Annotated in this window: 8 protein-coding genes and 1 rRNA gene; 7 read left to right on the top strand and 2 right to left on the bottom strand. The window is 65.8% G+C overall.

Annotated features, from left to right (window positions below; translation table 11 throughout):
• Window positions 1-135: 135 nt before the first annotated feature.
• Both A39O_RS0104430 and A39O_RS40295 read right to left on the bottom strand, forming a co-directional pair.
• The gene (locus tag A39O_RS0104430; protein WP_020503498.1) at window positions 136-684 is read right to left on the bottom strand and encodes a hypothetical protein; all 549 of its coding nucleotides are present in this window, start codon (window positions 682-684) and stop codon (window positions 136-138) included.
• Window positions 685-695: 11 nt separating this feature from the next.
• A complete protein-coding gene (locus A39O_RS40295; RefSeq protein ID WP_020503497.1) occupies window positions 696-833 on the bottom strand; it encodes a hypothetical protein in 138 nt (45 codons plus the stop codon).
• A 697-nt stretch (window positions 834-1,530) separates the two neighbouring features.
• On the opposite strand from A39O_RS40295, the gene A39O_RS0104415 reads away from it, so the two are divergent.
• The 7 genes from A39O_RS0104415 to A39O_RS0104385 form a co-directional block, all read left to right on the top strand.
• Window positions 1,531-2,457 (top strand): hypothetical protein, encoded by a 927-nt coding sequence (locus tag A39O_RS0104415; RefSeq protein ID WP_020503495.1) that lies wholly within the window; start codon window positions 1,531-1,533, stop codon window positions 2,455-2,457.
• 75 nt (window positions 2,458-2,532) lie between these two features.
• Window positions 2,533-3,213, top strand: a complete 681-nt coding sequence (locus A39O_RS0104410) for a hypothetical protein (protein WP_020503494.1) — start codon at window positions 2,533-2,535, stop codon at window positions 3,211-3,213.
• 104 nt (window positions 3,214-3,317) lie between these two features.
• A complete protein-coding gene (locus A39O_RS0104405) occupies window positions 3,318-4,985 on the top strand; it encodes an AAA family ATPase (protein WP_157639620.1) in 1,668 nt (555 codons plus the stop codon).
• A 207-nt stretch (window positions 4,986-5,192) separates the two neighbouring features.
• Complete coding sequence (locus A39O_RS0104400) at window positions 5,193-5,666, top strand: EAL domain-containing protein (RefSeq protein WP_020503492.1); 474 nt, start codon at window positions 5,193-5,195, stop codon at window positions 5,664-5,666.
• A 700-nt stretch (window positions 5,667-6,366) separates the two neighbouring features.
• Window positions 6,367-6,585, top strand: a complete 219-nt coding sequence (gene gvpA, locus A39O_RS0104395; protein WP_020503491.1) for a gas vesicle structural protein GvpA — start codon at window positions 6,367-6,369, stop codon at window positions 6,583-6,585.
• 164 nt (window positions 6,586-6,749) lie between these two features.
• Window positions 6,750-7,124: a hypothetical protein gene (locus A39O_RS0104390; RefSeq protein WP_020503490.1), complete on the top strand. Its 375-nt coding sequence runs from the start codon at window positions 6,750-6,752 to the stop codon at window positions 7,122-7,124.
• Between the two features lie 615 nt (window positions 7,125-7,739).
• Window positions 7,740-7,879 (top strand): 16S ribosomal RNA (locus A39O_RS0104385); the annotation flags it as partial.

Genomic DNA, 7,879 nt, shown 5'->3' with positions numbered 1-7,879 from the left:
GGGCGCGTTGCCCCCACCTTGCCCACACTCATTCACCCTTTGCCCACACTGCGCCGCACGGCCGCCGGAGCTGGCTGAGAACGCCTGCGGCGCAACAGCAACAGATCTTTTCTTAATCGCTGCGCGGATGCCGTCTTAACGACCGCTCCGCGGTGGCTGGGGCAGCGCCAAACCGCTGCGATGAACGTCGGCACGACAACTTAAATTCGGGGGAAAACTGTCCTGGACATGGGGTCCACTATATTGCTCCTGCGCAGCGATGCGCCAGCCCAGTGCGGCCAACCAGGTAAACAGAACGGCAAAGACGGTGTGATGGTATTGCAGGCGCAGCAAATCATCGCGCAGCCCCAGACGGATGCCTTCAAATCCAAGCATGAACAAGGACACGCCGGCAACCATCAGGATCAGCGGCAATGGCGTGCCCAGTTCACGGCGCAGCGATTGGATACGCATCATGACACCACCGAACATCAGAAAATTGGCGAACGCAAAGGTCGCCCACTCCGGAATCTGGCCACGCAACGCGAACAGGACCATGGACAAGCCCAGCAGCAGGTCGCCGCCGCACCAGAGCGTCACCGCCCGCTGCCGGCGGCCGTTCAAGACCACGTAGGTGACCGTCGGCATGATGAAGTAGAGCAATGCCATGGTCAGGAGCAGCGTGGGGATATGCAGGAGCGGCAAGTCATTCCTCGTCAGAAGATGGTGAGTACGCGCACGGCAAAGCGCAGGTCTTCAAACAGGCCGTTGCCGGTCTTGAGGTCGCCGCCGTATTGCAGGATCAGGCGTCCGAACGGCAGTTTGATCAGGCCCGTGAGCGCATAGCGACGCACCCGCAGCGCGTTGTCCCAGGGCGCGTCGTCGATGCGTGAGGCCCCGCCCTGACTGTAGAAATAGCTCAGGCCCAGGGTGAGGGGTGCGGCCGGGGTGTAGCTGAACGCGACTTGCCAATTGTAGCAGTTGATCGACCGTCAGCCTGGTGGCAAGGGGTTGGCGCACCCTGTCTCGGTACAGGTCGCCGCGCCGGCTCGACAGAGAGGACAGTTGGCCCGTGGTGATGCCGGGCGGGGGGTGCGATCACGTCCGTCGGCAACAGATCCACCGCCTGGGCGGGCCGGAGCACGGCGGCGACCAGCAGGGAGGCGATGGCTCCAACCAGCAACCCGCCGGCCAGGCCCGCGTAAAGCAGTCCGACCAGGGTCTCCCGCGCCTCGTGGGACAGGGACGGCAGCCCCAGCCGGTGCCACAGGTGCAGCAGGGCCAGTGCGGCGTGACAGAAGACCTCAAAGGCGATCAGAATAAGGGCTGGCGACAGTATGGTAGACCTCGGCGGCTCGGTGTGGATTCGTGTCCAGAGCTTACGCCGCGGCGCGCGGCCTAGCCGGGCGCGCGTCAGTCTGTTCTGACGAGAGAAAGCGGGCCTTTTCGGGCATTTCCGGGCGGCCGGCGGGCGATCTGGTCGAGCGCGTAGGATGCGGTGAGTACTCGAACCGCATCACCCAACCGGCAGCCGAGACTTGCGAGGCAGCGATGACCGACGGGAAGCGATTCACCAACCCCTTCGACCCCTGGGCCATCGCCCTGCCGCCGGTCTTCGTCGGGCGCACCGGCGCACTGCGCGACCTGGAGCGGGCGGCCTGGGACGGGCGCGGGGTCTCGCTGCTCGGCGAGTGGCGGATCGGCAAGACCTCGCTCCTGCACACTTGGGGCCAGCGGGCACAAGAACTCGGGTTTGCGGTGCGGCTGCTGTCCGGTCAGGGGCGGGAGCGGCAGGGGCATCAGACCTTCGTCGACGCGGTGGTCGACACGGTGCCGGCGGACCCCCGAACGGCGGTGACCGGGGCCGCGACGGGTGCGGCCGACGAGCGGGCGCGGCCGCAGTCCCCCGACGCCGCCGCGGACCGGCTCGGCGACTGGTGCAGTGCGCAGCAGCAGGCGAGCGGCGGGCTGCCGTCGCTCTTGCTGCTGGACGAGGCCGAGGGCTTCCTCGGGCTTTGCGAGCCGGGCTTTCTGGAGCGGCTGCGGGGCTTGCTGACCAAGCGTCGGCTGTCGCTGGTCTTTGCCACCCGCCGCACCCTGCCCGAGGTCTACGCCGACCTTGGGCGCGTCTCGCCCTTCGCGAACATGCTGGAGGCGGTGCGGATCGGGCTGCTGGAACCCGGCGCAGCGGCGGCTCTGCTCGCCCGCGGCGCGGCGGGCCTTGCGCCGGACGACCCGGCCTGGTTGCTCGACTGGGCCGGCCGGCACCCGTTTTACCTCACCCTGCTCGCGCGGCGGCTGTTCGATGCCCGCGCGGACGGGTCGGACCCCGACGGCGGCGACCCCCGCGCCCAGGCGCTCGCGCGGTTTCGCGACGAGGCTGCGCAGCAATTCGCACTCTGGTGGTCGGGGCTCGCCGAGCGCGACCGTCAACGGCTGCGCCGCGCCGCCGCCGGGGGGGGCGGCGGCCAAGGCTGACAGCGGCGACGACACCCTGCGCCGACGCGGGCTGCTCACCGACGACCATCAACCCTTTGCGCGGGTGCTGAGCGAATGGCTGAACCGGAAGGATTGACGGGCGGCACGCCAGGCCCAGGGCAGGACCCGGCATTGCTGTCCGTGGCGGAGCGGCTGGCTCAACTGCCCGGTGTCTGGGAACTGGGCTGGTGGATGCTGATGCGGCCGATCAGCCTGCATCATCGGTTGCGCGCGCTTGGTATCGAAAGACCCAGCGCATCCGGCTGGCGGTTGCTGTGGCGGGGGGATGCGGTGGGGCGGGCTTATGTGGCACGCATGGCGCTGTTGCTGCTGGTCGGGACGTCTGCCATCGCGGTAGCAATTGAGCTGGTCCTCGCGATGGTGGGCTCGGATACCGAATGGTTGCACGTAGCTGGCGGGTTGGTCATCGGTTCGGCCGTTGGCTTGGCCTTCGATGTGGCCATGGGCGTAGCCTACGGCGTGGCCATCGGTGTCGGGGCCTTCGTGCCCGGCAGCGCAGCGCTGGGTGTAGCTATGGGCGTCGCCTGGGGCGTGACCGAAGGCATGACCGGGGTCGTGCGCGGCTATGTGGACATCGGCGCGCCCATCGGTGCAGGCATTGGTATAGCCCTTGGCGGGTCCTTCAGCAAGGTGGCCGGCATGACCTCAGCAGTTCCAAATTTGGGTGGCTGTGCCGGCGGCGAGGCTGACGGTGGATGCGCTGCGCTTATCCCTACAAAACCGGCACTGCTGTAGGGTGGATAAGGCGCGCCGCTCGGTGTTAGGGATCGGGCACGGCGGTCGCGCGCGCCGCATCCACCAGGGGTCGCGCGATGCCGCCCAAATTTGGAATTGCTGGCATGACCTTAGTCGTGGCCGTCGGCGTGGGTTTTTTTCGGCTTCCGCTCTCCCTGCTGGAGATCCCCTGGCAGTACATCGCTTTCACCATCCAAAGAAACACCGGTCGTATCACCCTCGCCGCCAGCCCCGTCCTCCACCACGAGCTGAGCTATCTCCCGCTGCCAACCCTGGCCGCGCATATCCGCGACACCGCCGCGCGGGACCCGGCCCTGGCCCGCCGCGCGCTGGCCGCCTGTGAGATCGCCCCCGGTCAGCGCCGCGCCGGCCGGCGAGCCCTGGCCCTGCTGCGCGCCGACGAGCTGTCGACCCTGGCCCGCGACCGCCGCTTCCAGCCCCTACGCGACCTGCGCGGCGAATGGCTCCCGGACCCGGCCAACGCCGACGGCACCTTCGCCGCCCTGCAACAGGTCGGCCGCTATCTGCGCGCGGCCGAGCTGACCCTGATCGCCCGCCAGCGCCAGGAGCTATTGACCGCCGCCGCGGACCGCCTGCGCGGGCTCGACAACGCACTGCTCGGCAGCCGCGACCTTGAGGCCCCGATCTATCGCGCGGCCCTGCCCGACTGGCAGCGCTTGGTCGCCGACTGGCTCGCCGCGACCAGGACCGCGGCGGCGCTGGAGGTGCCGAACCCCTTCCGCCCGCTCGTGCCGCTGGAGCCCGAGTTCGGCCGCGAGGTCTTCCGCGGGCGCGAGCCCTTGGTGGCGGAGATCGAGTCCATCCTGGGCGATCCGGGCCAGGGGGCGGCGCTCGCGCTGATCGGGCCGCGGCGCTGCGGCAAGACCTCGCTGCTCAACATGCTGCCGCTGAAGCTGCCGGATGCGCTGGTGGTCTTCTTCGACACCCAGAACAATCCCATCGACTCCACCGAGTCACTGGTCAAGGCACTGGTCGGGCAGGCGCAGATGCAGGCGCGGCGCGAGCGCCGACTGACCCTGCCGGACGCCCCGCCGGGGCCGCCGATGGAGGCACTGGGGGCCTGGTTCGAGCAGTTGGAGCGCCTTGATCTCAGTGGGGCGGCCGTCGGGCGCATCCTCTTGTGCATCGACGAGTTCGAGCGCTGGGAAGGGCTCTTCCCCGGCGACCGGCGGGCGCTGCTGCAATTGTTGGGGCTCTTGCGCGCCACCATCCAGCACCGCCGCCGACTGCGGGTGCTGATCGCCGGGGCCGCCCAAGTGGACGAGTTGGACCCGATGTGGGCCGATCACCTGGTGAACCTGCGCACCCTGACCATCGGTCCGCTGACCCGGCCGGTGACGCTGGACCTGCTGACCCGGCCGAGCGACGACTTCCCGCCCGACGCCATCCCGCCCGCGGTGGCCGAGGCGGTCTGGTCCCGCACCCTGGGCCAGCCCTATCTGACCCAACTCTATGGCTCGCTGCTGGTGAAGCGCATGAACGATGCCGACCGCCGCGAAGCGACGCCGGCGGACTGCACGGCGCTCGATCCGGCGGTGCTGGACCAGGCCAACACCTATTTGACCAACCTGGTGCAGGCGGCTCCGGCCGCGGCGCTCGCGGTACTGGAGGCGCTGGCGCAGGGACAGACGGTGGACCTCGCCGCCCAGGACGGCGCGACGCGACGCTATTTGCGCCGCCGGGGGCTGGTCACGGAGGATGGAGGCCTGGGGATTCCGGTGCTCGGGGCCTTCTTGCGGCGCGCGGGGTGAACCTGAGACAAGGATGCAGCCGCAAATGAACGCAAATCTCTCTGGTCGGTATCTGCGGCAAGCAGGCGGCCACCAGGCAGGCCGCTCGTGGGGCGCTGACAGCGAAGGACAGATGAGGGACCGGCCGTGGGCCTGAAGACCCAGGAGGGGTAAAGTCGAGATCCCAGATGGTATCGCTACGGCCTTGGGCCAGGAATATCGACAACAATGAACGAACTTGAAGCGCTTCGCCAAGGCATCCAGGGCGGCGAGCTGTTCTTGGAGTACCAGCCCATTGTCGAGTTGGAGTCCGGTCGCTGCACCGGCGCCGAGGCGCTGGTCCGTTGGCGCCGCGCCACTGGGGTCGTTCAGCCCGCTGATTTCATTCCCTTGATCGAGGACACGCCGTTGTCCGGCATGCTGACCTACTGGGTGATCGAGCAGCTGGCAGAAGAGCTTGGTGACTGGCTGCGTCACCACCCCGATGCGAGTCTCGCCATCGACGGTGAAGCGCCGTCCTGGCTCGTCGACCTGACCAACCTGTCACGTTCGACTGAGCTCAAGATCATTGCCGAGGGCGTCGAGACCGCCGCCCAGGCGCAGGCACTGCATGAGGCGGGAATCGCACTGGCGCAGGGTTTCCATTTTTCCCGGCCCCTGTCTGCCGGGTCCTTTCGTGTCTATTTTGCCGAGCATTCCTGAGCCGCAGGCAGCGGCGGTGCGGCCTTGATCAATGGCGTGCCCTTTGCGCCGGATCGAAGCACGCACGCATGCGTCCGGAACGGCTGTTCTAGCAGCCTGTCGGACTTAGCCCCTAGGATAAGGGCATGAGTCAACATCAAGGCTTTTTTTTGCTCCACAATCTAACGTAAGGTGATTTCCGCGAAAAATCCAACCCGTAGGAGCCCGCTTGCGGGCGACGGGTGGGGCACAATGACGCGATTCCGGCAGGTCACATCGCCCGCAAGCGGGCTCCTACGGAGCTTGATTCTTGATAGCGTCTTATTCGGAGATCGCCTAAAGCCCGACAGGCTGCTAGGGTGTCCACACCATAAGCATGGAAAGCATTCCATAGCCCAGGATAGCCACTACCCTCCTGAGTGTCTGCGAGCGGATCGGTAGGGAAAGATCTACGTAATTGATTTCTCTTAAGATCGCAGTGATGTCCGGCGAAAATCGAATCTGGCACGCCTTATGCTCAATGTTGATCAAGCAACCGAGTCGGCAGGACGCCACACCGAAAAGCACTGGACCCGCCAGTTGTAGCGAGCGGTTCCGGTGCCAAGATCGGCGGGGTAGGGTGTGAATCGATTTGCGATCTCACTCAGGCCATGCAGGCCCGGCAGGTTTGCTTCAAGCGCACATCATGTGCATTCGTTCCGACGTTCAGAGGGTAAATAAAATGGCAAAAGTCGCCAACTCCACAGATTCCTCCAGTCTCGCCGAAGTCGTTGACCGCATTCTGGACAAGGGCATCGTGATCGATGCGTGGTTGAAGGTCTCCCTGGTTGGTATCGAGCTGCTCGCCGTTGAAGCCCGTGTGGTCATCGCGTCGGTCGAGACCTACCTGAAGTATGCCGAAGCGATCGGCCTCACTGCGCCGGCGGCTGCTCCGGCCTGATCCCGCCTCGTACTTCAGATGGGTGCCGCTCCGATGCCTCGGCATCGATCCCGAGCGGCATCTTGCGTCGGGTCAGGTGGCAAGCCGCGCTGAACCCGCATCGACGGCTGCGCGGACTCACCCGTTCCCGGTGCACTCTTGCAACGTGTAACGAGGTGCAGACAATGGGCCGTTTTACCGAAGATATGGGGCGGCTGCGCGACGAGATCGTGTCGGAGCGCATGGCCCGCCTAAACCTGATCGCCGACACCCGCCAGGAAGTCACGGACGCAGCGCACGCCTTCATCAGTCGTCTGAAGACCAGCGTGGAAACCCTGCAGGCCGATTTCCGTGAGAATCACATCGACATGGCCGAGGCGGGGCGTGCCGACCGCAACGCGTTCCTGAACCAACTCGGGGGGACCGTCGCCGACCTCCAGCGCCAGACGGTTGCGCTGGTCGGTGACTTCGCCGCGGAGCGCAGTGCCGGACGCCAAGCCTGGCGCGGTGTCGCCTCGCAGCCCTCCTCAGCCCGGACCAGGACGCGCGCTAAATCCTGACGATTCAACCCCGCCAAGAATGCGCTGAGCCCAACCGCCGCGACCCGTCGACCGGGCGATGGTTGGGCGCACCCGGCCACTCCGAGAGGTCGGCGGGGCCTGCCCCGACGCCGCAGGCATCAGAGATTCCGCGTTCTGCAAAGGAAGGTTACGCGCGGCTTGGCGAGGTCGTCCGGAGTGTTCGAGAGCGCCCGGTTGACGATTTTATGTCGGTTCTGTGTCGGATCACTTGACAGACCGATCGCACGATGTAGAATGGGCGGCTCGCTAGGGACAAGCGGACGAAACGAAACGGCAAGATGCCGCAGGATGCACGAAAATGGAGTTTGACAGGTCGCCAAACGGATGTATAATGATCGGCTTGCTGTGATGGAAGCGCGGCAATGTACTAGGAAATCTCAACCAGTGCGGTTGACAACACGGCGGGATGCTGTAGAATTTGAGAACTCAGCAGTGAAAAAGTGCTTGAGTGAAGCGACAGATCTTTAACAATTCGTTTAGATAACTTGTGTGGGTGCTCTGGCGTCTCTGGAGAGTTCTAGAGATAGCGACGAGCATCTTCGATGAGAAGATTCCGTCGAGCAGGATTGGCCGCGTAAGCGGTTGAAAGAGACTGAACTGAAGAGTTTGATCCTGGCTCAGATTGAACGCTGGCGGCATGCCTAACACATGCAAGTCGAACGCGAAAGTCCTTTGGGGCGAGTAGAGTGGCGGACGGGTGAGTAATGCGTGGGAATCTGCCTGGCAGTGGGGGA

This window comes from Lamprocystis purpurea DSM 4197 (assembly GCF_000379525.1).
In the GTDB taxonomy this organism is placed as follows: domain Bacteria; phylum Pseudomonadota; class Gammaproteobacteria; order Chromatiales; family Chromatiaceae; genus Thiodictyon; species Thiodictyon purpureum.
The sequence above is the reverse complement of the archived record's forward strand: the minus strand, read 5'-3'. Positions and strand labels throughout refer to the sequence as shown.

Bases quoted from the DNA above. Each gene is read 5' to 3' on its own strand.
- A39O_RS0104390 (WP_020503490.1), top strand. From the start codon at position 6,750: ATGGGCCGTTTTACCGAAGATATGGGGCGGCTGCGCGACGAGATCGTG.
- A39O_RS0104400 (WP_020503492.1), top strand. From the start codon at position 5,193: ATGAACGAACTTGAAGCGCTTCGCCAAGGCATCCAGGGCGGCGAGCTG.
- A39O_RS0104405 (WP_157639620.1), top strand. From the start codon at position 3,318: ATGACCTTAGTCGTGGCCGTCGGCGTGGGTTTTTTTCGGCTTCCGCTC.
- A39O_RS0104415 (WP_020503495.1), top strand. From the start codon at position 1,531: ATGACCGACGGGAAGCGATTCACCAACCCCTTCGACCCCTGGGCCATC.
- A39O_RS0104410 (WP_020503494.1), top strand. From the start codon at position 2,533: ATGGCTGAACCGGAAGGATTGACGGGCGGCACGCCAGGCCCAGGGCAG.
- gvpA (WP_020503491.1), top strand. From the start codon at position 6,367: ATGGCAAAAGTCGCCAACTCCACAGATTCCTCCAGTCTCGCCGAAGTC.